Raw genomic sequence first — 26,687 nt, 5'->3', positions numbered from 1 at the left:
CGCGCCTCACCGATTGCGATATCTGTTTGCAGGAAGCGACACCGTTTTAGGAACGAAAAACGCCGCCCCGGTGGGGGCGGCGCTGAGTTTCGCATCTGGTGGCCCGCTTATTCAGCAGCCTGTGTTGTGACACCGTGCTTGTCCCGCTGGCTGTCGCGGAACAGCGCCTTACCCAGCGCGATGCACATCAGACCCATCACCATGGTAAAGGGCAGCGCACCGATGATCATCGCATTGCGCAGCGCGTCCATCGGGTTGTTCTCACCCGCTGCCAGGATCAGCGCACCGATCACGGCGGTCAGGATAACACCCCAGATGATGCGGTGCTTGACACCGGTTTCCTGGCTGCCGCCCGACATGATGGTGTTCATCACCAGAATGCCCGAGTCCGCCGAGGTTACCAGGAAGGTCATGATCAGGATCACGCACATGACGTTCAGCATGGACAACAGCCCGCCGTCGATCATGTAAGACAGGGTCACGAACAGCTTGTTGGTGTTCGAGGCCCCGATGATCGCGCCTTCGGCGGCACCTGCCAGTTCCAGATCAATTGCGGTACCGCCCAGAATGGTCATCCATGCAAAGCAGACCAGCGCCGGTGCAAAGACACAGCCCAGAATGAACTCGCGCACGGAACGACCCTTGGAGATGCGCGCCAGGAACAGGCCCACGAAAGGCGAGAACGCGATCCACCACGCCCAGTAGAAGGTGGTCCAGCCGGCCTGCCAGCCGAACTGACGACCCTGTTCGCCTGCGGCGTAGGCTGCGGCCAGCGTTGCTTCGTCCAGCTCGGCAGCGGCGCCTTCCAGCCCGCTCTTGAAGCCATCGAAGCTGCCCCATGCGTTGGTGGCACCGCCCATAAGGTCGGCGGCATGGGCCTGCGCTTCTGCGGGCAGAGCCGCGGCAAAGGCTTCGACCGACAGCGGACCATAGGCGCCGAAGCTGAGCGAGATGAAGTGCAGGATATAGTCCACCATCGCCGTGCCATAAGTGGTCATGGCAAAGACGAAGGAACCGAACACAACAAATGTACCCAGCAGAATGATCGACAGCACCAGGTTCAGGTTCGACAGGTACTTGACGCCGCGGCCGACACCCGACACCGCCGAGATGATCGATAGGCTCATGATCACGACCAGACCCGAGATCAGGCCCACCTTGCTGGGGGTCGGAACTTCGCCGCCCAGATCCATGACCCACTCCATCCCGGTGATGGCATACAGGCCGTCAATGAACTGGCTGACACCGTACCCGATGGTGACCGACACACCGAGGATCGTTGCAACAACGCCCAGAACATCGACCACATGGCCGAAAAAGCCGTTGACGAAACGACCGAACAGCGGGGTCAGAGCCGAGCGGATGGTCAGGGGCATGTTCCGCGTATAGGCGTAATAAGCCAGCGACAGACCGGTCACCACATAGATCGCCCATGCGTGAAAGCCGTAGTGCAGGTAAGTGAAGCGATAGGCTGATTGCAGCGCCTCGGGCGTGTTGCCCTCGACCGAGCCCGAAACGACGACAGGGTTGGACCCCCACAGGCCCAGCGGCTCGGCTGTGGCAAAGACCATCAGGCCCACACCCAGACCGGCACCGAACATCATCGAGAACCAGGAAAAGTTCGAAAACTCGGGCTTTTCACCCGGTGTTCCCATGATCCGGCGACCGGTGGACGGGATAATGGCGACAACCGCCAGGAAGAAGAAGAACAGGCCCACGATGACAACGTAGAAGCTGTTGAACACTTCCAGAAGCTGGCTGTTCAGGCTGCCGAGGGTGCTGTTGGCATTGGCCGGGAAGACCAGTGCCCACAACACCAGCGCAACCATGATGGCCTTACTGATCAATGCAATCGGAACACTGTAGTTTTCGTAGAAACCGGCGTCGGCCGTTTCTATCTCAACGTCCGTGAAGGGTTCTGGTAACGACATTTTCTCCTCCGTGTTGTCGTATGATATTGGCGGACCCGTCGTAAATCGGGTGCCGTCCATTTTTCTTTTTTGGGCCCGTCAGTACGCCTGTGGCACCACCGAACCGGTCTTGTTTTCCTCGTATCACGCAGGGGCGGTCTGACGGATTTACGGTCCATGCCCAAATGTCTGAGTTGCGTGACATTCAACTGACCCGGGGCTGAGGCCGGAAACGGCGTCAAATCCCGGTTTTATGCAAAGCGCCTCCATCCGCTTTTTCGTCGGTGCCTCCGGTTCGTCCGCAAGGCCAGGTGCCTCTGGCGAACCCTGATCCGGGCCTCAGACGGCCACCCGTTCCCCAATGGAGTCCAACGTCTCTTGGTCTGCTTGACTACAGGGCCTTCCTGTCGCTAATTCGGCCAGAACCGACATATTGACCCGATTTGACGACCTCTGGGGGAAAGGTGATCACCAAAAACACCTTTTGCTTAACGTGCTCTGGCCGTCACCCTCAAAAAAAATCATAATCAGGTGAAGCCAGCTAAACTCAAACCAGGCAACGATTCCAACGCATCATGTCCAGACGCCATTACAAGCTACCGCCGCTGACCACGCTGTCAGCATTTGAAGCCGCGGCCCGGCACCTCAGCTTCAAAAACGCCGCCGAAGAACTGTCCGTCACACCGGGCGCGGTAAGTCATCAGATCAAGGCGCTTGAGGGCGACCTGGAAACCGTCCTGTTCGAACGCAAGCACCGCGGTGTTGACCTGACCGAGGACGGCAAGGCCCTGTTCGAGGCACTGTCTTCGTCCTTCGGGCGCATTTCGAAAGTGCTGGCTACGATCCGCGACCGCAAGTCGGGCGGCAAAGTCACGGTCGGGTCGACAACGGCGGTGGCGGCCCTGTGGCTGTCCCCGGCGGTGATCCGGTTCTGGCGGGACATGCCCGAAGTCAACGTGGATCAACTTTCGCAGGACCGCCCGTTCCGGGATCGTCCCGAAGTGGATTTCTTTATCCGCTACGGGCAGGACAGCGACCCGAACCTGACCCACACCCCGCTGTTTCGCGATCACCTGATCCCGGTCGCCAGCCCCGAGGTGGCGGAACGGTTGCAGGGTACCAGCCTAAAGGCGCTGGCGGCCGAACGCCTGATCCACCTGGAGTCGGAAGATCGCACGTGGACCACCTGGCCCGAATGGTTTCAGCAGCTGGGCTACAACGGCACCATCCCGATCGAATCCCGCGTCAACAGCTACTCGGTCGCGCTGCAGCTCGCCCGCAAGGGCGCGGGGCTTGTGCTGGGCTGGCAACGCCTGATCCGGCCCATGCTGAAATCGGGAAAGCTGGTGACAATTGGCCCTCACCAGCTGACCGCGCCCAATCAGTTCTATCTGGTCGGTCGCCCGGATGACGAGCTGTCAGACAGCGCCCGCGCCCTGAAAACGTGGATATTGCAAGAGGTTCAAACCACTTCGGTTTAGGTGAAATCACCCTCTGATGAAGTTTTCTGATATTGAGAGGAGCCAGTTCCATCCGCCAATAGGAATAAGACGCTTCCAGCAAACCCTCAGGAGAGCCCGATGAACAAGCACAGCGCGCTGTCATCCGTTCTGGCCGATGTCAATGTCGCCAACGGCCTGCCGAATGAGCATTATATCGACCCGGCCATCTTTGCCGAGGAAAAACGATCGGTGCTGTATGCCAACTGGTCCGGGATCGGGTTTGGCAAGGACGTTCCAGAGGAAGGCGACGCCAGACCGGTGGATTTTCTGGGCATGCCTCTGTTGATCGTTCGCGACCGTGATGGTGAAGTCGGTGTTTTTCAGAACACCTGCCGCCACCGCGGCATGATCCTGGTCGATACGCCGCGCAAGATCGGCGGCGCCATCCGCTGCCCCTATCATAGCTGGTGTTACAGCCTGAAGGGCGAGCTGCGCGCGACCCCGCATGTGGGCGGCCCCGGTCAGAACAAGCATGAGGATGTCAAACGCGAGGATCTGGGGCTGGTGCGGGTGCGCTCTTACGTCTGGCGCGACGTGATTTTTGTGAATGTCGATGGCAACGCCCCCGAGTTCGAAGACGCCCATAGTGCCCTGCTTGAGCGCTGGAAAGAATTTGACCAGCCTGTGCATCACGGCGGCGAGACGTCCTCGTTCAAGCTGGAGGTCAAGACCAACTGGAAACTGGCGGTCGAGAATTATTGCGAAAGCTACCACCTGCCCTGGGTTCATCCCGGCCTGAACAGCTATTCCCGGCTGGAGGATCACTACAACATCGAAGCCCGCGGACATTATTCCGGTCAGGGTTCGCTGGTCTACCGTCAGCTGACAGATCAGGACGGCGCGACCTTTCCGGATTTCGAAGGGCTGAGCGACCAATGGAACGAAGGCGCGGAATATGTCGCGCTCTATCCGAACGTCCTGCTGGGCGTGCAGCGCGACCATGCTTTTGCCATTGTGCTGGAACCGGTGGATCAGGAAAACACCGTTGAGCATATCGAGCTCTATTACGCCAAAAGCGTCGAAGACACACCTCAGCATGACGGGTTGCGCGCCTCGAACGCGCAACTGTGGAAGACCGTGTTCGAAGAGGACGTGTTCGTGGTCGAAGGTATGCAGAAGGGACGGCACGGAATGCTGTTCGATGGTGGACGCTTTTCGCCGGCGATGGACGGACCGACGCATAATTTCCACCATTGGGTCGCGACGCAGATCGAAAACGGTCGCGCCGAATAAGTCAATTAACCGGCCGGTCCCGGCTGGCCGGTTCGAACAGGAAAGCCAATGAACAAAGACGAGTTGGATCGCCTGCTGCTTGAGGCCCATGACCGCAAGGATCATGCGGCCCTGATCCGCTATTACACCCTGGCCGCAGATGAAAGCGAAGCGGCGCAGGATATCGACGCGGCCTGTTTCTATCTGACCCATGCCTTTGTTTTCGCACTGGAGTCCGGCGCGCCCGAGGCTGACGGCCTGAACGCCCGACTGGCTGAATATGGTCGTGCACACCGGTTGGAATTCTGAGATTAGTCTCGGGTTAAATTCACTCAACTCAGCGTGAAATTTATGTCCGTTGCCCGCCCCACGCCGTTGGTGACACATGGCGCGGGAACCAACTTTGAGACGGCAGGGCCATGAAAACGAATGCACAGGCGGTGGTGATCGGCGGCGGGGTGATCGGGTGTTCGATCCTCTATCATTTGACCAAGCTGGGATGGACGGATGTGGTGCTGCTGGAGCGGGATGAACTGACGTCTGGGTCCACCTGGCACGCGGCGGCGAACATCCACGGGCTGCATGACAGCACCAATATCAGCCGCATTCAGCACTATACGATGAACCTGTACAAAGAGCTTGAGGTCGAAACCGGCCAAAGCTGCGGCGTGTTTCAGCCCGGCTCGCTGTATCTGGCGCAGACCGAAGAGCGCGAACATCAGCTGAGGCTGCAAGCCGCCAAGGCCAGGCTCTATGGTATGAATTTCTATGAAATCAGCATCGACGAGGCACGGCGCCTGCACCCGCTGGTCAACTATGACGGCATCCGCTGCGTGATGTTTGAACCCGACGGCGGCAATGTGGACCCTTCTGGCGTGACCAATGCCTATGCGGTGGGCGCGCGGCAGCGCGGGGCGGAAATTCACCGCTTTACCCCCGTGACCGCAACCGATCAGCAGGAAGACGGCACATGGATCGTCCGAACGCCAAAGGGCGACATCCGCACGCCCTGGGTTGTGAATGCCGCCGGGTTGTGGGGTCGTGAAGTGGCCAAGTTGGCCGGGATCGAGCTGCCCCTGCAACCGACCGAGCATCAGTATTTTGTGACCGAGGCCATGGCCGACGTGACCGCACATGGCACCCGCTTGCCCTCGGTCAGTGATCGCGATGGTGAGTATTACCTGCGGCAGGAAGGTCAGGGCCTTCTGGTCGGCGCTTATGAGAAGGACATGAAGTTCTGGGCCGAGGACGGCACGCCGCTGGATTTCGCGCATGACCTGTTCCCTGACGATCTGGAACGGATCGAAGAGAACATGATGAACGCCATCGAACGTCTTCCTGCCGTCGGTGAGGCCGGGATCAAGCGGGTTATCAACGGGCCGATGATCTGGTCGCCCGACTCCAACGTTCTGATGGGACCGGTGCCCGAAGTTGAAGGTTATTTCTGCTGCAATGGCATCATCCCCGGCTTCTCGCAATCTGGGGGCATGGGTCTGATGGCGGCGCAGTGGATCATTGAAGGCGAGACCCAGTACGACATGTTCGCCTGGGACATGGCACGGTTTGACGCCTGGGCCACGAAAGAGTTCACCATGGACCGCGTTCAGGACCAGTACGCGCATCGCTTTGCCATCCACTTCCCCAATGAGGAACGCAGCGCGGGCCGCCCGGCCCGCACCCGCCCCGTCTATGAAAAGCAGGCGAATATGGGGGCTGTGTTTGGCCTGAACGCAGGCTGGGAACATCCGCTGTGGTTTGCCGACGCGCCGGGTGTGGTCGAAACCAACGGCTTTACCCGGCAAAACTGGTGGGGTCCGGTGGGCGATGAATGCCGGATGCTGCGGGAACGCGCAGGCATCATCGATATTTCGAACTTTGCCAAGTATGTCTGCAAAGGTCCGGAGGCTGAGAATTGGCTGAATGCCGTTTTTGCCAACACCATGCCCAATGCGGTCGGGCGGTCCTGCCTGACGCCTCTGATCTCGAAACGTGGAGGCATCGCAGGGGATTTCACCGTTACCCGCGTGGCCGAGGATGAATTCTGGATCATCGGATCGGGCATGGCCGAACGCTATCACAAGCGCTTTTTCAAACAGGTGCCCCTGCCCGCGGGCGCAAGCTTTGAAACCCGGACGCAGGGCATGTGCGGCTTTAACGTAGCTGGGCCAAAGTCCCGCGAGATCCTTCAGCGCCTGACAAATACGTCGCTGGCAACCGAGGACTTCCCCTTCATGCGATCCGCCCTGATCGAGCTGGCCGGAATTCAGGTATTGGCCCTGCGCGTCTCGTTCACCGGCGATCTGGGGTGGGAGGCGCATTGCGCCACCGAAGATCAGGCCCGCCTGTATGACGCGCTGATCGAGACCGGCAAAGAGTTCGGCGCAGGCCCCGTGGGCAGCCGCGCACTGATGTCGCTGCGCGTGGAAAAAGGCTATGGCTCGTGGAGCCGTGAATACAGCCCCGAATACTGGCCGCATGAGGTGGGGCTGGACCGGTTGTGCAAGTTCGGCAAGGATTTCCTGAACAAAGACGCCGCCAAATCAGTTCTTGGCTCTCCCGCTCGCGAACATCTGGTTCTGCTGCATCTGGATGACGAAGACACTGCCGCGTCCAACGCGGACGCAACCGGGGGCGAGCCGATCTTCAGGAACGGCAAGGGGATCGGACGGGTCACCTCGGGAACCTATGGATATAGTGTCGGCATGTCGCTGGCGCTTGGCTATGTATCCGGCGCGGAACCGGGGGATGAAGTCGAGGTGATGGTGCTGGGACGCCCGCACAGGGCCACCATCCTGCATGAACCCCCGTTTGACCCGAAAGGAGAAATCCTGCGCGGCTGATCCAACCGTGATCGGCACCTGACCTTACGGGAGGCTGTTCATACGCCCCTCTCTGCTTTTATCCTGAGCGGAACCGAACACGCGCTTTGGGAGGGGCGGGTGCATGGAACACAGCACGGACATGCTGATCGTCGGCGCCGGGTTTTCCGGTTTGACCATGGCGATCGAGGCCCGCAAGCGCGGGATCGACGACATAGCCATCCTTGAAAAAGCAGGCGATATCGGCGGAACGTGGCGCGAAAACACCTATCCGGGCGTGGCCTGCGATATCCCATCGCATCTGTATTCCATGGCTACCCACCTCAACCCGGACTGGAGCCGCGCCTATGCCGGTGGACCAGAAATTCAGGCATATCTGCAGAAAGTCTGCCGTGACGAGGGGCTATACGATCTGTGCCATTTTCACCAACAGCTAAAGTCTGCCTGCTGGGATGGCGACCGCTGGCGGGTGGAAGCCGAGGACGGAAACCGCTGGTCGGCGCGATTTCTGGTCTCGGCCATAGGCGCACTGCATCTGCCCAGCATTCCCGATATCCCCGGAGCAGACAGCTTTCCCGGCCCCTGCTTCCATTCCGCCGAATGGGATCACGACATCGAGCTGGCTGGTAAACGGATCGCTGTGGTCGGTACTGGTGCATCCGCCGTTCAATTCGTGCCCAAGATTGCGGAGACCGCCGCCCATGTCACGATTTTTCAGCGTTCAGCGCCCTATGTTCTGCCCCGGCCGGACGGCCCGATTGCCGCATGGGAGCGCAGCCTCTACCGGCGGGTTCCCCTGTTGCCCCGTATTCGGCGCAAGCTGATCTACATGATCTTCGAATACCGGCACCGCGTGTTCCGCGGCGAAAAGCGCATGGTGAACTTTGCCATGAAAATGTGGCGCAAGTCGCTGGAGAAGGCGATCAGCGACCCGACCGAACGCCAGATCCTCACCCCCGATTACAGGATCGGCTGCAAACGAATACTCAGCTCGAATGACTGGTATCCGGCACTGGCCCGGGACAACGTGACCGTGATCCCGCATGGCGTGACGTCGATTGACGGCGCACGGATCATCGCGACCGATGGCAGCGAGACACAGGCCGATATTCTGATCTGGGGCACCGGCTTTCACGTCACCGACGCGGTCGAGCGGCTGGACATCACCGGTGCCGACGGCCTGACCCTGCGCACAGCATGGGCCGACGGGATGCAGGCCAACTTGGGCACTGCTATTGCCGGGTTCCCGAACTTTTTCCTTCTGCTGGGCCCGCATACCGGTCTGGGCCACAATTCGGTTGTGTTGATGATCGAAGCCCAGGTGCGCCATATTGGCCGCGTACTGGATCAGATGCGCCGTCAGGGCATTCGGACCATCTCACCCGACGCCGCAAGACAGGCCGCCTTTACACAAGAGATGCAGGATCGCCATACCGACAGTGTCTGGCAGGCCGGTGGCTGCACATCCTGGTATCAGGACGCGAACGGCCGTAACACAACGCTTTGGCCGGGCACCGTATCAGAGTATGAAAGGCGCATGGCCCAATCCGGGATGGAACAATACCACCCTGCCCCACCCAAAGGCGGAGACCGCTGAGATGACCACAATCCTGATTATCGCCTTTCTGTTCGCCGCCTTCCTGATCGGCATGAATCTGTGGACCCGAAACCTGACAAGGCAGGGCCACGAGCGGGTCCCGCAACTTGGAAAGATCGTCCCTGTGCGCGGCGGCCGTATTCACTATGTGGAAAAGGGCGATCCGTCCAAACAGTCCATCGTCATGATCCACGGGCTGACCGGGCAATTGCAGCATTTCACCTACGCGTTGGTGGATCTGCTGGCCGATGACTATCACGTTCTCGCTGTCGACCGGCCGGGTTGCGGATATTCGACCCGCGACAGCGCCGATCTGGGCAGGTTGCCGGAACAGGCGCGCATGATTCAGGAGTTTCTGGACGCAAAAAGTGTTACCAATGCCGTTCTGGTCGGCCATTCTCTGGGCGGGGCGGTGTCCCTGGCCATGGCGCTGGACTATCCCGACAGAATTACGGCGCTGGCGCTACTGGCTCCCTTGACCCAAAAACTGCCAAGCACGCCGCAGGTATTCAAACCGCTGGAAATCCGGACAGAGTGGCTGCGCAATTTGATCGGCAACACGATCGCCGTCCCGCTGGCCGCAAAGACCGCCCCCCACGCGCTGAACACCGTGTTTGATCCCGAGCCCGCCCCTGCGGATTTTCTGGACCGTGCCGGCGGCGCGCTGGGATTGCGCCCGTCGGCCTTCATCACAGGCTCGCAGGACGTTGTGGGCGTCGATGACAGTATCGAGGCGCAGATGGCGCGCTATGGCGACCTGACTGTCCCCGGAGGCATTCTGTACGGCGCGCAGGATGCGATCCTTTCGCCCTTCGCACAGGGCGCACCCATGACACGGTTTGGCCTCTCCGACGAGCAGATCGAAGGTCTAGGCCACATGATACCGATAACCGCCCCGGACACCTGCGCCGCCTTCATCCGCCGGATCGCCGACAAAGCAGTTGCTGAGCCTGACCCCGCAGCAGAGACGGGATGATCCGGAGCGAAAAAGAATCCCGGCCGGACCGTGTTTTCCCTCTTGACCCTCCCCACCCCCTCGCTTAAATCGCCTCTCACTCGTGGCGGAGTAGCTCAGTTGGTTAGAGCAGCGGAATCATAATCCGCGTGTCGGGGGTTCAAGTCCCTCCTCCGCTACCAAAAATCCCCACTTTCGATTCTTGTTTTGAGATGAGGGCGCTTGTGCGTTCCTTTGCCGCGACTGGAAGCGCGTGAACATCGGTCGAAAAACGATCTGATTTCAGACTATGGGGTTGAGATTACTCGTTTTGATCAGACCTCCAGAACCAGACACGTCGAGCTCCCGTGTGCATAAAGCGTCCCATCCTTACCCAATAATCGAGCTTCGGCCGTGCCGGTTTTTGCTCCCACATGAATGGCGTGCGCCTCACAGCGCAGGCCGTCGAGGTCGGGGCGAATGGCGCGCACCATGTTAACCTTGGTCTCCAGCGTCGTAAAAACCCTCCCTGCGGGCAGCTTACTTTGAACAGCCACACCAAGCGCCGCGTCGAGTACGGTCATCGCCCAGCCGCCATGCACCGCACCTAAGTGATTCAAATGGTGACCCCCAGGCGCGCAATCCAAGATGGCCATTCCGTCATCGACATCGGATAGCTGGAAATTCATGGTGCGGGCTATTTCGGGTTGCGGAAAGTCTGGTTCCATGGAGAGCTGCAGGAATTCAAGGCCAGACATTGCCTTGAACGCATCCTTATAGTTCCTGGTTTGGTCAGTGGGTGTCATCTCGGAGTTCCTAACCGTTTCCCTGCCGGCATGTGGCTCAGACACATGCCGGCATATTTCAACGTTTTCGAGTGCAGGTGTTTCTATTGACAGGCGCTGAGAAGCCGTCCCCGAGAAGCCGCGCTATCTTTCAGCGTTGGCAAAGCCAAAGGCCTTGCGGTATTTCGGAATGAAAAGGTCTTTCCCCTTCATCTTGCGGGTGATCCAGTCACCAACTGTCGCGAAAAGCCAGCTATTGCCGATAACCGGGCCGAGCGGCACCAGAATGGGTGCCCTTTTCCAGGGCGCATAGGGTTTCTGGCTCTCCACGGTTTCACCATCCAACACCTTTTTCAAAGTTTTGATGAGCCATGGGTTCTGCCGGGTTGTCGCGACGATTGTCATTCTGTCGCCAATGTCGGCAATGTCACCGGCAACGAAGACATTCGGATAGTCGGATGGCCGCAACCACTTGTCGGTCCTGAACCGGCCGGCAGAACCCAGAGACGCACCCGGAAGGTTTTGCACCAACGATGTCTGGGGTTTCGATCCGATCACCGGAAATACAAGATCTGCCGCAATCACTCTGCCGTCGGTCAAACTCACAGCCTCTTCGTAGGGACGATCCGAATGGCGGAGGTCCTGTGCTCTCTGACCAAGAATAACAGTAACGCCAAGGCGTTCCAACTTGCGCTTGAGTTGCGCGCCAAACCTCTTCGGATAGGCTGGAAACAACGTATCGTCCGATGATATCAAGGTAATTGATTTGCCAGGCTGCGCCGAGGCGATCTCACCCGCCAGTTCCGTCCCAACCGCGCCGGCCCCGACAATTGCGACCGAGTTCGCCTCGGCCAGTTGCGCACTGATTTCCGTGCTGGCCTGACGGAAATCAGCGATGCTGTCGCCCGATGGTTTGAACGGGGCGGCATAGGACGATCCGGTTGCGATTACGATATAGTCCGCCGGAAGAACGGCCCCAGAATCCGACGTGACCTCTGACTGAGAGACCGACACGGCACGACCCCGCACAACCTTCCCGGATTGCAGCAGGTTGTCATATGGAAGAATGATCTGGTCCAGCAACGCAGGCTCGACCAAAGCCCGGATCGCAGCAGGGGGCTGAACAAAGGCCTCGCGTTGTTCAACCAGCGTGATGTCCGCATGGGCGTCCAGTTTCCGGGCGACTTCGAACCCGACATAGCCCCCACCCACGATCACGATTTTCTTTTTGGCCATCGGGTCCCCCATTGCAGCACAGCGTTCAGATCGCTAGGTAGTTTTTTACGTTCATACGAACAAGTACGGTCATTTAGGATACTGCGTTGAAACATACCGAGCTAGAGGAACACTGCCAAATCGAGGCGCTGATCTCCGCCATTTCTGGTCGGTGGAAACTGTTGATCATCTATTGGCTTGCGCAGGGAAACTGCCGGTTCAACCAGCTGCAACGCAACCTCGGGCGCATTACGCATCGCACTTTGACACGCCAACTCACCGAATTGCAGGAGACGGGGTTTGTCTCTCGCAAGGACTTCCGGACCATACCGCCACACGTCGAATACAGCCTGACGCCCTTGGGCCAAAGCCTGATCCCCCTGCTGTTCGAAATGCATGAGTGGGCTGCACAGAACGCGGACAAGTTGCCGGATCCGAAGACCTCTCCGACCTAGCTTTACTGGCCAGCGTTTGCAAACTGTGCCGACATGCGCCGCGCCGGATTCGTGCCCGTCGTTTTTTAAACATTGTGATGTCTCACCTGTTAATCGTCTTGGCCGAGGTTGCCGACAGGGCGGTGCGTGGCGTCTAAACCGGAACCGTGAAAACACGGTTGCGCCGCAATGCTCGGACGCCCTGGAACCTGATCGGAATTGGATCACCGCTCAGAGGGTTGCCCGATCCGTCGGGCCGGTGCGCATGAATGTGCAGATGCGGGTCCGAAGAGTTTCCCGAATTGCCAATTTCGCCTATGAACTGCCCGATCCTGACAACCTCCCCCTCGGCGACCGCAACGCTAGCTTTGCGCAGATGCGCCAGACAGATCTCGACCCTGCCAAATTCCGGATCGTCACACTGAATGCAGACATGGTTTCCCAAGGGGGCTTCTTGATCCGAATTGCCCAGCGCCTGATCGTCTGCCCCGTCGCTTGCAGCGCTAACCAGCCCGTTAACCGGTGAGAGCAGCGGATGCCCGTGTATCCAGAAATCGTCCACGCTTTGCGGCCAGACCTTTCGCGTTTGCAGACCAAGCGGCCCCGCAGCGACGATGTCTACCCCGTAGGACTGGCCGCGCAGCTCCGGAACATGCAGGCACTTCAGGTGATGGTTCAAAAATCGGCTGGTGCCACCTTGCACAACCAGAAATCGGCCTCCGGATATCGGGCTGTGCAATTGCAATTCGGTTGCACTGGCAATGCGTTGGCGTGTCACAAGAAGGCAAAATACACCCACTGTCAGACTGATCGACAGCCCCACAAATGCGTCGGACCATGGGCCTACCGGAATATCGGATCGCGCAAACACGGCGAAACCTATCGCGACCGCGCTGATCAGCACGATCCACCTGTCCCAGGGTGGCGTGCGCGGCAGCATGATCTGGAAGAACAGGCAAAATGCAGAAAAAGTCAGAACGCCGGATAGTTGCTCGATCAGGCTTGATGCAAACACGATCTGAGCCGCCATCAACGGAGGAAGGACAGCGTTCGAAAGCGCTGCCAATAATGGGCGCGGGAAATACATCGCCGCGCAAATCCCCTTAGCTGCTGACTTGACCCACACCGTCTTCGAGGCTGTCGGCAATCGCCAGAATGCGATCAAACCCGCTCATTTTGAAGACGTTGCGAATGTTGTCATTCATCGCACAAAGGACCATTTGCACAGCGGTTCCCTTGACTTTTTTTGCGCCCATCAGGAACACCCTCAACCCGGCGCTGCTGACGAAATCGACGGCCGTCATGTCGACAAGCGTGGATGTTGCCGCCCCGTCGAGCTGAGCGATCAATGCGCCTTCGAACTGAGGGGCGGTTGAACTGTCGATACGGCCAGTAACAATCAGCTGTGCGTAGCCGTCGTGCTGGATGACATTAATCTCCATCGGTCGCTCCTATGTCGCCTAAGGGCTTTGTCTGCTCGTCTTGGTTGGCGCTAAACTGGCAGGCTAACCGGCCGAAAGTCAATTGATGCCACCACGCCAGGTTGCAAAAAACTTTGCCAAACGCGTAGCATTTCCACGCGGCCTCATGTAGCGCATGCCCGGTCGAAGCCTCGGAGAAACCGGTGTTCCAGGTCTTCCGCTGCGAAATCCTCGAAGCACAACGCCGAAAGGGCAAGCAAGACCGGCCCGAGACCTGAAGAGGCGCCCAATCGCGGCGCGATATGGTCACGATGCAACCTGTCCAGTGTCGATGCTGCGTGGGCCAGAAGTCGAAGCATGCCGCGTTCGGCTGCGGGCGTAAGATTTTCGTCAAGGTATATTCGGGCGCGGGCCTGAGACTGAAGCGCCCGGTCAGGTGCCAGCCCGATCATCGTCAGAAACAACTCCGCGTCGAACTGGCCGGTCGCGGCCACAAGCCCGGCATAGTCTGCCAACAATTCGTCATACAGATCATTGCGCATTTGGCCGCAAACGCGCCGCGTAAAGTAATGGGCGCATTCATGTTCCAGCCGGATCACCCGGGATTGCTTCAGAACCTTTTCCTGACCACCGGGCAAGTCATCAAAGGTGACGTTGCTGTAGGTACCTTGCGAGAGGATTATGAACCGATCCTGATAAAGCGACTTATCGGGCACAATCTTTGCCTTGAAATGCGCCGTCCAGCCGTACTCTGCGTTGCCGTCGGCAAGCCAGTCTGCCTTGAGCCGCGCTATCCGGTCCCAGTTGTTGAAGCCTGCGACCATGGCCGCCCCCATACTGCGAGGTACCGCAACGGGTTCGCAGCGATACAGGAATGCGCGCAGGAGAGCTTCGAAATCCGCGCGCGTGGCGGGCTCAAGAACCGGAATACGCCCGGCCGGTGTCTGGTGCAGCGTCAGGTTCAGGGCCTGAGGCGCTTCCAGTTGCAAGCCGTCACCGGGGTCTGGAGCCAAAGACAGATCTCCGCGCTTGGTCGCGGCGAGGTAGGCGGGGTTCCGGCCCTGCATTTCCGCAATCGCAAAGCGCAGATGCGGGAGCGATTGGGACAGCGTCAACCAGAGGTCCGGGCTGCTTGCATATCTCTTCCACGCCTCCACAAAGGGTTCATCCGGCAATGGGAATTTCGGAGCTTTGTCCGGGCCTTCGAAAGGTGGCGAAAGCGCCCCCAGAAGACATTCTGCGTCTGCCCCTGTCACACCTGCGACGCGCAACGCGTTGGGTGCTTGCTCAAGCATCGTAAATCACCTTTACTTCCCGGTATCTTCCGGGCGCGGAGACGTTGTAGGCACGGCGCCACCCGGCATTCTTAGCAATTTCAGAAGGTTCCATGTCAAGACTCTTGCTGCATGTAGGCCACTCCAAGACTGGCACCAGTTTTCTGCAGGCGCTTCTGAGGGAAAACCGATCTGTGTTGGCTCGGTTTGGTTATGAATACCCATCACCGTCCTGGCAGGAGAACGAAGAGGAAAACGCCGAAGTAGGACAGGGCAATGGCCTCGTAGCGGCGCAATCCCCGGATGCGATGCGGACCCTGCTTCATGACCGCCCGCGTCCCGACTGCGGGCTTATCCTGTCCAGCGAAGAGTTTTTTCCGCAACTGGCAACGGCCTCGGACCCAAAGCGCCTGGTGCAGCTCGCCACCGAGGCCGGTTATGACGAAATTTCCATGTTGCTTGCGACCCGAGACCCCGTTTCGCACGCGGCGTCGCTGTGGATGCAATATGTGAAACGTTCGGGCGGGACCGCGTCGTTGGAGCGTTTCTTTGGCCTTTACTCGGTGCCCGATCTGATCCTGCGTTTTCTGGACGCATACGGCGATCAGCCGAACGTATCAATCAATCTGTTCAACTACAGCCGCCACAAGGCGCATCTGACTGAACGCCTCGCAGACTGGCTTGGCCTTGCTGCAAATGATTTCGTTGAGCCAAAGGCCCCAATAATCAACCGCAGCCTGACCGGTGCCGAAACGGTGATACAACTGGCGTTGAATAAGGAAATCGGCCGGCGCGGCCGCGTCCTGTCTGACGCGTTGTGCAGTGCGCTGCCCGAGGTCGCCGCGCACGCTGCCTACCCTGCAAAAAGCGTTCAGACCGCGATGCTTGACAGGCTGTCACCGACTCTGGAGCGCCTGAATTCGCGAATTGAAACAAACGAGCGCTACCAACATGACCTTCATGAGCCGAAGCCTCTGCTCGCCAAGAACCAGACAAATTCCCTGACAGAACCTCAACTTAGAGTTGTCGGTGCCGTTTTGGGACAGGAGATCAGGAACCTGTTGAACTCAAAAGTCGATAGCACCGGCGCGGTGTCCCATGATCCTCTTGACGGAACGGGTTTCACCGCAGACAATTCAATCAGAGGGTCAACTGAACCGGAGCGTGGCAGATAGCCACCGGATACCCGGAAACAGGCCCGCAAAAACGTCGGGACGTGAGAGATGAGCAAGAATATCTTCCGCAAAAGTGCGATGGACCGACTTGCCTCTCCGGAGCAGCTTGACCGGTTGGTTCCGGTAACCGACAGCAAATCCTGGCTCGCGATGCTGATGCTCATGGCGATGCTCGCCGCGGCGGTCACCTGGAGCTTTCTGGGCTCGCTCCCGTCCCGCGTAAAAGGTGACGGCATCCTGATCATCGAAGGCGGTCGCGTCTTTGACGCCGTGGCACAGGCTGACGGAATCGTGGAACGGCTGGAGGTTTCGATCGACGATCTGGTCGAAAAGGACCAGATCGTTGCGCGCCTTTCGCAGCGGGATTTGCAGATCGAACTGGATAACATAACTGCCACCGTCGAAGAGGCAAAGACAGAACTGGGGCGCGTCCAGGCAGACGTGAATCGGCAGTCGGAGTTGCAAAGTGATGCGCTTCAGGAACAAATCGACGCCACCAATCAGCGGATCGCGGTCGCCGAGGAACGGCTGAAAAACGCACGTGAGCGTCTGGAGGAATTCGAGGAACTTCTGGAACGGGGGCGCGCCACCAATGACGCAGTTCTCGAACGTCAGCTGGCCGTAGATGCCATCCTCAAGGAGTTGGGTGAACAGCGGCAGGTATTGTCCGACATTGAAGTACGCCGTTTCGACGCCCTGGTGAGCAGTAACGAGCGCGTTGAGCAGGCCCGGCAGCGGGTCGCCGAAGCTGAACGCCGGCAAGCCGCGATCGAAAGCCAGCTACAGCGCGGTTCGGTCATCATTTCTCCGGCTGCCGGTCGAGTGACCGAATTGCAGGCCACGGCTGGCGAGTTGTTAGGCCGTGGCGAAGCCGCACTGTCTTTTGAGACACTGGGCGACAGTCTTGAACTGGTTTTGTATGTCGGACCATCCGACGGCAAGTCGGTGGAACCGGGCATGCCGGTTCAGATTTCACCGCTGACAGCGGCCCGTGAAGAATATGGAACCATCCGCGGTCAGGTCACACAGGTGTCCGAGTTTCCGTCGACCGTTGATGGCATGATGGCGGTGCTGCGCAACAGCGAGCTTGTGCGGCAGTTTTCCGCCTCGGGCCCGCCCTACAGGGCGATCGTGCGGCTTGAGCGGGATCCGGGTTCAGTTTCCGGCTATGCGTGGACGTCGGACAGGGGCGCCGGGCTGGAACTTCGCTCCGGCACCTTGACCGAAGCGGAAGTGACCGTGCGCACCCAGCGCCCCATTGAAATGGTGATCCCATTGCTGCGTGAATGGACGGGGCTGTAAGGTGCCCCGCCAACCCTCCCTTCGCCGCACTCATATTTTGCACAAGGCTTGATCTGACGTGTTTAACGGTCCCAAATCCAACGCCTCAGACGATCAGAGCGCCGACAAGGAATTGCAGGCCTTCAAGGAAGCGGCCCGCAAAAAGGGACGCCGAAAGTCGGTCCCGACCGTGCTTCAGATGGAAGCTGTGGAATGTGGTGCCGCCGCTCTGGCCATGATCCTGCGCTATTACGGTCGTTATGTCCCGCTTGAGCGTTTGCGGACCGAATGCGGCGTGAGCCGTGACGGCTCCAAGGCATCAAACGTACTGAAAGCCGCGCGCGAGCACGGTATGACGGCAAAGGGATATAAATACAGCCTGCCTAAACTGCTCGATCTCAAGATGCCCTGCATCGTCTTCTGGAACTTCAATCACTTTGTTGTCCTGGAAGGCATCCGGGGAAAGAAAGTCCACATCAACGACCCGGCGATGGGTCCGCGCACGTTGAGCTTTGAAGAATTCGACGAAGGTTACACGGGCGTTGTGCTCACCTTCGAACCGGGGCCGGAGTTCCAGAAGGGCGGTGAACGCCCCAAGGATCTGGCCGGTCTTTTCCGGCGTCTGAGCAGTTCCAAAGCCGCCGTGACCTTCGTTTTGCTGACCAGCTTGTCCCTTGTCATTCCGGGACTGGTCATCCCGGTTTTCTCGAAGATCTTCGTCGATGAAATACTGATCCAGAACCTCGACAACTGGGTCATGCCGCTGCTTATCGGGATGGCGCTTACCGCGCTGATGCGCGGTGCGCTGACATGGCTTCAACAAATTGCTCTGGTGCGACTGGACACCAAGATTGCCCTGACGCAGGCATCGGCCTTTCTGTGGCATGTGTTCCGCCTGCCCCAGGGCTTTTTCGACCAGCGGTTTGCCGGAGACATCCTGTCGCGCGTAACGGCAAATGACCGCGTGGCCACATTGCTGTCTGGGCCACTGGCAACCAATCTCGCCTCGCTTCCGACGGTTGTCTTTTACCTGGCGGTGATGTTCGCCTTTGATCCGATCATGGCGATGGTGGGTGCCGGGCTCGCTCTGCTGAACGTTTTGGTCCTCAGGTTGCTCAATCGGGTACGTGAAGACGGCAGCCGACGGCTGATGCAGGATCAGGGCAAGCTTGCGGGCACGTCGGTCGCCGGCATTCAACTTATGGAAACTCTGAAATCATCGGGGCAAGAGGATGACTTCTTTTCCAAATGGTCCGGATATCAGGCGAAATACCTGACATCCCGGCAGGAGTTTTCATTCTTTACGACGATCCTGGGATCGGTGCCTACATTGGTGTCGGCCTTGATCACCGTGGCGATCCTGTTTCTCGGCGGGCTTCGGGTCATGGACGGGGCGATGACCATCGGCATGCTTGTCGCGTTCCAGAGCCTGATGCGAAGCTTCACCGGCCCCATCGAGCAAATGGTTAACCTTGCCGGCAGCCTGCAGGAAATCAAAGGCGACCTTGCGCGCCTTGATGACGTTCTCAACCACGAGCTCGATCCGCGGTCCGGCTCGCACGACGAAAGAACACCGGCCGAAGCCGCCCTCATGAAGCTGAACGGGCGGATAGAATTGCGCGACGTTGTTTTCGGATATTCCAAGGCCGGACCGCCTCTTATCAACGGGCTGTCGCTGGTGATTGAACCGGGACAGCGCGTGGCGCTGATCGGCGGGTCCGGCAGCGGTAAATCAACGGTGGCCAAGTTAATCACAGGGCTCTACGCACCCTGGAGCGGAGATATCCTGTTCGACGGCAAACCCCTGAGCGAGATCCCGCAGCGGGTGTTTTCGCAATCTCTCTCGACTGTGGATCAGGAGATTTTCCTGTTCGAAGGATCGCTGCGCGACAACCTGTCGATGTGGGACGCAATGGTGCAGGAGCGTGACATTGTGAACGCGCTGCGCGATGCCGCCATTCTGGACATTATCGAAGCGCGCGCCGGGCGATATGACACACAGGTGTCCGAGATGGGCTCGAACTTTTCCGGCGGCCAACGCCAGCGGATCGAAATCGCCCGCGCTCTGACGGTTAACCCTTCGATCCTCGTGCTGGACGAAGCCACTGCTGCGCTTGATCCGATTGTGGAAAAACAGATCGACGACAATGTCCGGCGGCGCGGATGCACCAGCGTGGTTGTGGCGCATCGGCTTTCGACTGTTCGGGATAGCGACGAAATTATCGTGCTGAGCCAGGGAACCGTGGTGCAGCGCGGCATTCATGAAGAGATGATCGAACAGGACGGGCCCTATCGCAGCCTGATGCAGGCTGAGTAGGAGGTTTGAGAACATGACACAAACAGACATGGCCCAGACCGAAACTCATGACGCCTTTGACGCGGAACTGCTGGGCAAGATCACCGGCACGCGCATGGCGGTGGGCGGGCACCGTCCCTTCCTGATCGAAGACACGTCCAAAATCTGGCTCGTGCTGGTGGGATATATCGACGTCTACGCAATCGAAATGTCAGGGGATCAGGTGGTTTCCACCGGACGGCACGTCATGCATGTCGGCCCCGGCGCGGTGCTGTTTGGTGTACCCAGCCTTGAACTGCCCAATGGCAACCGGCTGGCGCTGCGGGCCGTGGCGGCCATGGGCACGCAGCTTTACGAAGGCAATGCCGCAGATGTTCAGGGGGAAGACTTCGACATTATCGTCGTGGACTGGATCGACACCTGGGTCGGGCTGTTGTCGCGCGCCATGGTCCAGAACCGGATTCCGCGCAACGCACTCGTGCTAGAAGCGGAACCGGCGCAGACGTTTTCCGAGGGCACTGATGCCTGCGCACAGTTTCAGGATGTGGTCTGGGGTACGCTGGATGATGGCGAAGCCAAGTTTCTGGACCGCGACGAATGCCAGTTGGAGCAAGACGGTGTAGCAGTTCCGATTACGGATCAGAGCTGGATCAGCTTTGGAACCGACAGTTCGATCAGCTGCGCCTATACCCCAACGCTTCTGTTCCTGGGCGGTCTCTGGGAAGCCATGGACAATTTCCATCGCTACTTCTTGCCGATCATCCAGGAAGAGATTGATCTGGCTCGTGCAGAGGCGACCGAAATACGCGCAGCGCGTTTCGGACAGCGGCAAGTCCGGTTCACAGGCGCTTTGGCCACATTGGGCAGCGTATTGCGTCCGGACCTGGAGACCGAGGCCGAGATCCGCGGCGATATCGACACCGGCGAAGACCTGCTGTTCACAGCGTTTTCCCATGTCGTACGCAGCCAGGGCACGGTGGCGAAAAAGCCAAAGCACGGCACACACCGCAAATGGGTGGATCGGCTGAAGGAATACGCCCGCGCATCCGGGTTGCGTATGCGGCGCGTCGCGCTGCGCGACAACTGGCATCGATCGGATGTCGGGGCGCTGGTCGGATACCTGGACGAGGACGAAACACAGCCCGTCGCCCTCATGCCGGGCTCTGCCTCTGGCGACTACGTCATGATAGATCCCGCGTCCGGGAAGCGCACCAAGCTGACCCGGCGCAACGCCGCCGAATTAAATGCATTTGCCTACATGTTCTATGTGCCCTTCCCGTTGAAGGGCCTGAATGTGAAGGAAGTTCTTTCCTTTGGTTTGCGCGGCATGCGGCGTGAATTGTGGCTGGTACTGTGCCTGGGATTGCTGTCCGGGCTGCTCGGCCTCGCCGTGCCGATTTCAATTGGCTACCTGTTCTCCGACGTGGTCCCGCGCGCTGATCTGAACACGTTCACGGCTGTAGTCGGTGCATTGATCCTGGCCGCCCTGGGCGTCTTCATTTTTGACATAACCCGTGGCTTCACCGTTTTACGTGTGACCGGAAAGATGGACGGCCGCATTCAATCCGCCGTCTGGGACAGGCTGCTTGCGCTGCCCTTGGGATTTTTCAGAGACTACACGTCCGGTGATCTGGCCGACCGGGCGAACAGCATAAACTCGATCCGCGAAGTACTAACGGGTGCCACATTGCAATCCGTGTTTTCGCTGATTTTCTCGCTCTTTTCCTTCGCGCTGTTGTTCTATTACTCGTGGGAGCTTGCCCTGGTTGCCACAGGGCTGATCCTGATCGTAATCCTTGTGACCGCATTTTTCACGTGGGCGATGATTCCGCACAAACAGGCTGCATTGGAAACGATGGGCAAGATTGAAGGTCAGGTGTTCCAGTTCCTCGCGGGTATTGGCAAACTCAGAAGTTCAAACAGCGAAAGCCGCGCCTTTGCACGTTGGGCAAAACTCTACCAGAAAACCAAAAGCCACACTTACGCCGCGTCCCGTTTGAATGCCGGACAGGAGGTGTTCAACGCGATGTTTCCGGTGGCGGCCTCGATCACGGTATTTGCCTATGTCTACTATCAACTGAATGACTCAAGCCTTGACGGTCCCAGCTTCACCATTGGTGATTTCCTCTCCTTCAACGCGGCGTTGGGGCAATTCAACGCCTCGGTCATGGCTTTCGCCGCCGCTGCTTCGCAGATCATCGAAATCGTCCCTCTCTATCGCCGCGCGGACCCGATACTCAAAGCGGTGCCCGAGATACGCAGCGACGCCATCGACCCGGGGGAACTGACCGGTCAGATTGAGCTGTCAAACGTCACCTTCCGTTATGATCCGGAAGGCCCTCCGGTGCTGGACAACATCTCGATCAAAATCCGCCCCGGGGAGTTTGTCGCCTTTGTCGGCGCGTCCGGTTCCGGGAAATCCACAATCCTGCGCCTGATCCTTGGTTTTGAACAGGCCGAGGCCGGCGGCGTCTACTTTGACGGGCAGGATTTGCACGGGCTGAACCTTGGCGCCGTGCGCCGTCAGATCGGCGTGGTGCTTCAGGGCAGCCGTCTCACTTCAGGCACGATTTTCGAGAACATCGTAGGGTCGACGCGGCTGACGCAGGATGATGCGATGGAGGCCGCGATTGCAGCCGGGCTTGAAGACGACATCGAAGCCATGCCCATGAAGCTTCATACTGTGGTTTCTGAAGGCGCAGGCACGTTTTCCGGCGGTCAGAAGCAACGGTTGATGATCGCGCGCGCGATGGCGCAAACACCGCGCATCCTTATCCTTGACGAAGCCACAAGTGCGCTGGACAACAAGACCCAGGCGATCGTGAACTCCAGCCTCGACAAACAGAACCTGACCCGGATCGTCGTCGCACATCGCCTGACGACCATTGTCAATGCCGACCGGATCATCATGCTGGAAGGCGGCAAGATCATTGAAGAAGGCCGCTATAGCGAATTGATGTCCCGCGATGGGTCATTTGCCGCGCTGGCGCGGAGGCAGCTGCTATGATCCAGAGCCAGTGGCTGGCCTTGATCCTGACCTTCGGCCTTCCGCTTATGTGCGCAATCGATCTGACCTTTCGGCAACCACGCAGCTGGGCGGATTGGATTGTTCGGTCAGTCCTTCTGTTGAGTTTGTCCGCCTATATGGTTCTCGGTGGCGTTATCTGGTTGGCCATCGGATTGCCATGGCGATGGATCCTGGTTGTGCTGGCAGTCGCCTCAGTGCTTTGGTCCTGCCCGATCCGTCAGCCCGCCAAGACACGATCTGTCCCGGGCAAATGGGGCGGATGGATTTCGCTGGTAGCCTTTGCTTTGCCAGCGGCCCTGTTCCTCTTCTATCTCCAGCAAGTCCTGACAGCGGGACGAGTTCCCGCCGATGCCGTCAATCTGGCCATGCCGCTGGGCGGTGATCGCGTCGCCGTCATGCAGGGCGGGCAATCGATCATCCTCAACCACCATTTTACCACGCCAAGCCAGAAATACGCCGCAGATTTGGTGGCTCTTTGGCCTGATGGCCAGAGCGTCAAAACCCTTTCCTCTGAGAAACTTGAGGATTACGCGGTATTCGGCATGCCCGTGATCGCGCCCTGTGACGGAGAAATAACTGCAACACGTGACGATCAGCCCGAAACCCCTGTTGGAGGTTCGAACCAACAGGCACCGGCCGGAAATTTCGCTCTGCTGGCCTGCGACGGCCTCACTGTTCTGCTGGCCCATTTCCAACCGGAAAGCTTGTCCGTCGATGTGGGAACCCGCGTCAGCACGGGGCAGGAGTTGGGACGCGTCGGAAACTCGGGCAACTCGACGGAACCGCATTTGCATATCCATGCCGTGGAAGGGCGGGTGGATGATATCATTGTTGCAATCTCGACCGCGACTGCGGTCCCGATTACATTCGACGGGCATTTCCTGACCCGCAACATGGTTCTGAGGTAACGGGCTATGACCACCGCTTCCAACTCTGCGACGTCACCCGGGATCGGCGACGACATCCTGACCGCGCCCGCCGGAAAAAGGTCGCTGGCGCCGCGCTGCCAAAGCATCGGCGACGTGCTGCGACTGGTCGCGCCGCGTATTCGACCCGAACTTGTCGATGCAACCGGCATGGCGCGTCTCTGCCATGTGGCCGATCAACTGTCCGCGGAAATGGCACCGTTTTGGGGTCTTGAACTCCGATTGGGCGAGCTTGCTGCACGCGCGGACATTCTTTGGGAAATCGCTCAGGGCAACGGATCCATCAGTGCACTTGCCGGGGGGGACGGGTCAGCGCCTCGGGCTTCTGTTTTGAACCGGTCCGCGTTCTGGGACGATCTGTCGAATTTCGCGCTGGAATGGCGCGACGGGTCGCAGTGGAAACCAATGCTTGGCAATGTCTGGCTGGAAGTGGACAGCGCAAGCACTGATGGGCAGGAGTTGGAAGGCTGTCTTGACAGGCCCTGCATGTTTTGGGGGCCGAACAGACAGTCCAAAGGCACCGACCGCGCCCTTCTTGCCGCGCTGCCCGAACTTGGACGCCGGTTCTTCGGTCTGGATATAGACAAGAGCCATTTGGCGAAGTTTGCCAAAGCGCTTCCCGAAGGCGCCACTGTCTTTCAGATGGGTGTGATGGGGGCCCGGGATATCGTGGTCACCCGGCTATGCCTGACCAACCTGGATTGCGACGCCGCGATCGCCTGGCTTGACCAGATCGGCTGGCCCGGGGATTTGGGCACAGTCGAAACCGTATGGCGGACTTACATAGACCCGTTGGGCGAGCCTGCGTTGAATATCGACCTGATGCCCGATGGTGTCGGACCCAAGCTGGGCATTGAACTATACGCCAAGGAAAACGCGTTCTCGACACAACCCTGGGAGGCTGCTTTCGACCGGCTTCAATCCGCAGGTCTGGCGCGCCCGGAAAAGATCGACGCGTTGCGGGAATTGCCGTTTTTCGAACATTATGCGTTGCCGACCTGGACCCCTGACGGGCCGCAAGTGATCTACCCGGCCCTGTCGTGCAATCTGCACCATCTTAAACTGGTCGTTGTCGAAGCCGAGATTATCGAGGCGAAAGCCTATGTCGGGGTGCTGCGTCCGCCCTTCAATCAATCACCGACCCAAGGCGGCGAGGCCGAAGGCAGCGGCGGGTGGAGATAGGCGGGTTGCAAAGAAATGGCGGCCGAAAAGGCCGCCAGATCAATCTCTGAATTGATTGCAATACTACGCGATTTCGACATCTCGCAGCGAAGGATTCTCCGCTTCTTTTCTGGCGCGGTAATCCTTGGTGATTGCCATTTCGCAGAGATACCCACCCGAAAATAGGTTTTCGAGCAGCGCCATCGCCGCCATCGGACCGATTTCCGGATGGTCGGACAGATGATCAAACACTTCGCCATAGCTGTGCGTGCCTTCGGAAATCAGCGCGCCGGTGACCAGATGCAACGTTCCGCGGCGGAAATCGCGCCGGGTGGTCGGGGAAATCAAGGTGAAACCGTCCTCCTGCTCGACGAACTTCAGGTCGTCGCGCCATTTTATGGGCATCTCCTGATAAGGCTCGGCCACCATCGACCGCGCCACCATTTTCTCCAAAACCCATTTGAAGTCCTCTCCGTCTTCAAATGTCGCCTTGTCGAACACGCGATAGCCATAGCGGTTCTCCAGCGTGGTATAGCAGGGGCTGATCAACTGAACCGACCGGTTGACCATATTGACCAACAGGCCAGACACACAGGCGATCGATCCCTGGGGCACGTCAAATCCTTCCGGCGGATTGTCCGTGTCGATATTGCGCAAGTCGTCCGATTCAACCAGTTGTTGCAACATACGTTCGCGGCCGCCGGGCACCTTGGCACGGAAAACCTCGGCATCAGCCTGCTGCATCAGAAGGATCGTGTCGCGCATTTCCGAAGGCGAAAACGTTTTGTGCAGCCGTCGCATGATGTTGCGTGACAGGACGCTGATACGTGGCCACGGTGCCGGAACTTTGCTGTAATGCCCGATCAGTTCACCGACCCAGTCTTCCTTGGCGCGGGCCGTCGCGGTGCACAAGGACGCGCCGGTAACCGATTGCCAGATCTCCAGCAGTTTTACGTAATGCGGATTGTCATGGGGTTCCGTGCTCCAGTAGAGCATCCCATGTGCGGCCGGCCACCCCAGCACGTCAGCCATGCCCTGCGCGACCCCTGCCACCATTGCCCGGTTTTCCGGAACCGATACGTCGTAGACCGTTTGCAGCTTCGGCGCATCAAACGCGCAGAAGTGGCAGCCGACCGAGCACCCGACGGCCATCTCGACCGCATGGCAGGGATGATCGATATCCCAGCCGTAGCTGCCAAGTTCGTTCCGTGTGGTTGCGATACGTCGTGCGCGCCAGACCGTGTACTCTCTGCTCAGCGACGGTGTCGAAAGCACCATTTTCTTCTGAACAAAGCCTGTCTTCTCGCGCCGGAACCGCCACAAGAACCACGCACGCAAACGTGGGTAACCCGCCAGAGTCTCGTGAATGTCAGTCGGCAGTTCTTCGAAACTGTCTACCGGGAACGCATGGTGACTGAACTCGGCGCTGAAGCTCGGCTGCTCCCACAGCAGGGCAAGCTCTTCGGGTTCAAAGGTCACTCCGATATCTTTCAGCATCTTTCGCTGGTCGTCAGAGAATTTGCCGCCGTCGTCCAGTGCTTTGCGGAAGTCGCGATCGCCTTCATAGCACTCGATGAAACGCTTCACCTGGCAGAGGCTTTCCATCTCTTCCGGCGAAAAATCGCTAAGCGTGTCGACATATCGGTTGCGGTTGCGCATTTCTACGGTGGATTCCCCCCGCCCGGTCTCGATCATGCTGGTCACGATATCGCTCCTC

The 26,687-nt window shown here is 58.9% G+C and carries 20 protein-coding genes and 1 tRNA gene; 14 read left to right on the top strand and 7 right to left on the bottom strand.

The annotated features are described in order from the left end of the window. Positions 1 to 107 precede the first annotated feature (107 nt). Entirely contained in the window at positions 108 to 1,931 is a 1,824-nt protein-coding gene (locus ACXAC3_RS06465) for a BCCT family transporter (protein WP_475157970.1), read from the bottom strand. A gap of 554 nt (positions 1,932 to 2,485) precedes the next feature. Here ACXAC3_RS06465 and ACXAC3_RS06460 point away from each other — a divergent pair. From ACXAC3_RS06460 to ACXAC3_RS06430, 7 genes are all read left to right on the top strand, one after another. After that, positions 2,486 to 3,391, top strand: coding sequence for a LysR substrate-binding domain-containing protein (locus ACXAC3_RS06460; RefSeq protein WP_475157966.1), 906 nt, complete (start codon positions 2,486 to 2,488; stop codon positions 3,389 to 3,391). Between the two features lie 99 nt (positions 3,392 to 3,490). Next, a complete protein-coding gene (locus tag ACXAC3_RS06455; RefSeq protein ID WP_475157961.1) occupies positions 3,491 to 4,645 on the top strand; it encodes an aromatic ring-hydroxylating oxygenase subunit alpha in 1,155 nt (384 codons plus the stop codon). Positions 4,646 to 4,693: 48 nt separating this feature from the next. After that, positions 4,694 to 4,933: a hypothetical protein gene (locus tag ACXAC3_RS06450; protein ID WP_475157958.1), complete on the top strand. Its 240-nt coding sequence runs from the start codon at positions 4,694 to 4,696 to the stop codon at positions 4,931 to 4,933. Positions 4,934 to 5,043: 110 nt separating this feature from the next. Beyond that, positions 5,044 to 7,464, top strand: a complete 2,421-nt coding sequence (locus ACXAC3_RS06445) for a GcvT family protein (protein WP_475157954.1) — start codon at positions 5,044 to 5,046, stop codon at positions 7,462 to 7,464. Between the two features lie 103 nt (positions 7,465 to 7,567). Then, complete coding sequence (locus tag ACXAC3_RS06440; protein WP_475157950.1) at positions 7,568 to 9,040, top strand: flavin-containing monooxygenase; 1,473 nt, start codon at positions 7,568 to 7,570, stop codon at positions 9,038 to 9,040. Between the two features lies 1 nt (position 9,041). Continuing rightward, positions 9,042 to 10,016: an alpha/beta fold hydrolase gene (locus ACXAC3_RS06435; protein WP_475157945.1), complete on the top strand. Its 975-nt coding sequence runs from the start codon at positions 9,042 to 9,044 to the stop codon at positions 10,014 to 10,016. A gap of 84 nt (positions 10,017 to 10,100) precedes the next feature. Continuing rightward, positions 10,101 to 10,177 (top strand) — tRNA-Met (locus tag ACXAC3_RS06430). A gap of 132 nt (positions 10,178 to 10,309) precedes the next feature. Here ACXAC3_RS06430 and ACXAC3_RS06425 read toward each other — a convergent pair. After that, complete coding sequence (locus tag ACXAC3_RS06425; RefSeq protein WP_475157943.1) at positions 10,310 to 10,780, bottom strand: PaaI family thioesterase; 471 nt, start codon at positions 10,778 to 10,780, stop codon at positions 10,310 to 10,312. Positions 10,781 to 10,903: 123 nt separating this feature from the next. Further along, positions 10,904 to 11,995 (bottom strand): NAD(P)/FAD-dependent oxidoreductase, encoded by a 1,092-nt coding sequence (locus tag ACXAC3_RS06420; protein WP_475157942.1) that lies wholly within the window; start codon positions 11,993 to 11,995, stop codon positions 10,904 to 10,906. Between the two features lie 86 nt (positions 11,996 to 12,081). Here ACXAC3_RS06420 and ACXAC3_RS06415 point away from each other — a divergent pair, with 86 nt between their 5' ends. Next, positions 12,082 to 12,429 carry a winged helix-turn-helix transcriptional regulator gene (locus ACXAC3_RS06415; RefSeq protein WP_475157941.1) on the top strand — a complete coding sequence of 116 codons (348 nt, stop codon included), beginning with the start codon at positions 12,082 to 12,084 and terminating at the stop codon, positions 12,427 to 12,429. A gap of 133 nt (positions 12,430 to 12,562) precedes the next feature. Here ACXAC3_RS06415 and ACXAC3_RS06410 read toward each other — a convergent pair whose 3' ends face one another. The 3 genes from ACXAC3_RS06410 to ACXAC3_RS06400 all read right to left on the bottom strand — a co-directional run bounded on the left by ACXAC3_RS06410 (position 12,563) and on the right by ACXAC3_RS06400 (position 15,124). After that, a complete protein-coding gene (locus ACXAC3_RS06410; protein ID WP_475157940.1) occupies positions 12,563 to 13,495 on the bottom strand; it encodes a M23 family metallopeptidase in 933 nt (310 codons plus the stop codon). A gap of 16 nt (positions 13,496 to 13,511) precedes the next feature. After that, entirely contained in the window at positions 13,512 to 13,850 is a 339-nt protein-coding gene (locus ACXAC3_RS06405; RefSeq protein WP_475157939.1) for an STAS domain-containing protein, read from the bottom strand. 143 nt (positions 13,851 to 13,993) lie between these two features. After that, on the bottom strand, positions 13,994 to 15,124 hold the full coding sequence (locus ACXAC3_RS06400; RefSeq protein ID WP_475157938.1) for a DUF7005 family protein: 1,131 nt from the start codon (positions 15,122 to 15,124) through the stop codon (positions 13,994 to 13,996). Positions 15,125 to 15,216: 92 nt separating this feature from the next. Here ACXAC3_RS06400 and ACXAC3_RS06395 point away from each other — a divergent pair, with 92 nt between their 5' ends. From ACXAC3_RS06395 to ACXAC3_RS06370, 6 genes are read left to right on the top strand one after another with little or no spacing between them, the layout of a single operon-like run. After that, positions 15,217 to 16,278: a hypothetical protein gene (locus ACXAC3_RS06395; protein WP_475157937.1), complete on the top strand. Its 1,062-nt coding sequence runs from the start codon at positions 15,217 to 15,219 to the stop codon at positions 16,276 to 16,278. A gap of 48 nt (positions 16,279 to 16,326) precedes the next feature. Then, positions 16,327 to 17,580, top strand: coding sequence for an NHLP bacteriocin system secretion protein (locus tag ACXAC3_RS06390; RefSeq protein ID WP_475157936.1), 1,254 nt, complete (start codon positions 16,327 to 16,329; stop codon positions 17,578 to 17,580). Positions 17,581 to 17,638: 58 nt separating this feature from the next. Next, on the top strand, positions 17,639 to 19,876 hold the full coding sequence (locus ACXAC3_RS06385) for an NHLP family bacteriocin export ABC transporter peptidase/permease/ATPase subunit (RefSeq protein ID WP_475157935.1): 2,238 nt from the start codon (positions 17,639 to 17,641) through the stop codon (positions 19,874 to 19,876). Between the two features lie 13 nt (positions 19,877 to 19,889). Further along, positions 19,890 to 22,862 carry an NHLP bacteriocin export ABC transporter permease/ATPase subunit gene (locus ACXAC3_RS06380; RefSeq protein ID WP_475157934.1) on the top strand — a complete coding sequence of 991 codons (2,973 nt, stop codon included), beginning with the start codon at positions 19,890 to 19,892 and terminating at the stop codon, positions 22,860 to 22,862. Continuing rightward, entirely contained in the window at positions 22,859 to 23,791 is a 933-nt protein-coding gene (locus ACXAC3_RS06375; protein ID WP_475157933.1) for a M23 family metallopeptidase, read from the top strand. The genes ACXAC3_RS06380 and ACXAC3_RS06375 overlap by 4 nt, the downstream gene beginning before the upstream one ends. 6 nt (positions 23,792 to 23,797) lie before the next feature. Then, on the top strand, positions 23,798 to 24,991 hold the full coding sequence (locus ACXAC3_RS06370) for a hypothetical protein (protein ID WP_475157932.1): 1,194 nt from the start codon (positions 23,798 to 23,800) through the stop codon (positions 24,989 to 24,991). Positions 24,992 to 25,054: 63 nt separating this feature from the next. Here the strand turns inward: ACXAC3_RS06370 and ACXAC3_RS06365 are convergent, their stop codons facing one another. Beyond that, complete coding sequence (locus ACXAC3_RS06365; RefSeq protein ID WP_475157931.1) at positions 25,055 to 26,674, bottom strand: hypothetical protein; 1,620 nt, start codon at positions 26,672 to 26,674, stop codon at positions 25,055 to 25,057. Positions 26,675 to 26,687 lie beyond the last annotated feature (13 nt).

The sequence above is a fragment of the Ruegeria sp. ABV4_181 genome (genome assembly GCF_056158465.1).
Note: the sequence above shows the minus strand (reverse complement) of the source record. Positions and strands in the feature narration are given on the sequence as shown.

What these genes read in the sequence shown, in the direction of transcription:
- ACXAC3_RS06460 (WP_475157966.1), top strand. Translation starts at nt 2,486, where the DNA reads ATGTCCAGACGCCATTACAAGCTACCGCCGCTGACCACGCTGTCAGCA.
- ACXAC3_RS06370 (WP_475157932.1), top strand. Translation starts at nt 23,798, where the DNA reads ATGACCACCGCTTCCAACTCTGCGACGTCACCCGGGATCGGCGACGAC.
- ACXAC3_RS06435 (WP_475157945.1), top strand. Translation starts at nt 9,042, where the DNA reads ATGACCACAATCCTGATTATCGCCTTTCTGTTCGCCGCCTTCCTGATC.
- ACXAC3_RS06455 (WP_475157961.1), top strand. Translation starts at nt 3,491, where the DNA reads ATGAACAAGCACAGCGCGCTGTCATCCGTTCTGGCCGATGTCAATGTC.
- ACXAC3_RS06405 (WP_475157939.1), bottom strand. Translation starts at nt 13,850, where the DNA reads ATGGAGATTAATGTCATCCAGCACGACGGCTACGCACAGCTGATTGTT.
- ACXAC3_RS06380 (WP_475157934.1), top strand. Translation starts at nt 19,890, where the DNA reads ATGACACAAACAGACATGGCCCAGACCGAAACTCATGACGCCTTTGAC.
- ACXAC3_RS06390 (WP_475157936.1), top strand. Translation starts at nt 16,327, where the DNA reads ATGAGCAAGAATATCTTCCGCAAAAGTGCGATGGACCGACTTGCCTCT.
- ACXAC3_RS06395 (WP_475157937.1), top strand. Translation starts at nt 15,217, where the DNA reads ATGTCAAGACTCTTGCTGCATGTAGGCCACTCCAAGACTGGCACCAGT.
- ACXAC3_RS06375 (WP_475157933.1), top strand. Translation starts at nt 22,859, where the DNA reads ATGATCCAGAGCCAGTGGCTGGCCTTGATCCTGACCTTCGGCCTTCCG.
- ACXAC3_RS06445 (WP_475157954.1), top strand. Translation starts at nt 5,044, where the DNA reads ATGAAAACGAATGCACAGGCGGTGGTGATCGGCGGCGGGGTGATCGGG.
- ACXAC3_RS06420 (WP_475157942.1), bottom strand. Translation starts at nt 11,995, where the DNA reads ATGGCCAAAAAGAAAATCGTGATCGTGGGTGGGGGCTATGTCGGGTTC.
- ACXAC3_RS06410 (WP_475157940.1), bottom strand. Translation starts at nt 13,495, where the DNA reads ATGTATTTCCCGCGCCCATTATTGGCAGCGCTTTCGAACGCTGTCCTT.
- ACXAC3_RS06400 (WP_475157938.1), bottom strand. Translation starts at nt 15,124, where the DNA reads ATGCTTGAGCAAGCACCCAACGCGTTGCGCGTCGCAGGTGTGACAGGG.
- ACXAC3_RS06425 (WP_475157943.1), bottom strand. Translation starts at nt 10,780, where the DNA reads ATGACACCCACTGACCAAACCAGGAACTATAAGGATGCGTTCAAGGCA.
- ACXAC3_RS06450 (WP_475157958.1), top strand. Translation starts at nt 4,694, where the DNA reads ATGAACAAAGACGAGTTGGATCGCCTGCTGCTTGAGGCCCATGACCGC.
- ACXAC3_RS06465 (WP_475157970.1), bottom strand. Translation starts at nt 1,931, where the DNA reads ATGTCGTTACCAGAACCCTTCACGGACGTTGAGATAGAAACGGCCGAC.
- ACXAC3_RS06440 (WP_475157950.1), top strand. Translation starts at nt 7,568, where the DNA reads ATGGAACACAGCACGGACATGCTGATCGTCGGCGCCGGGTTTTCCGGT.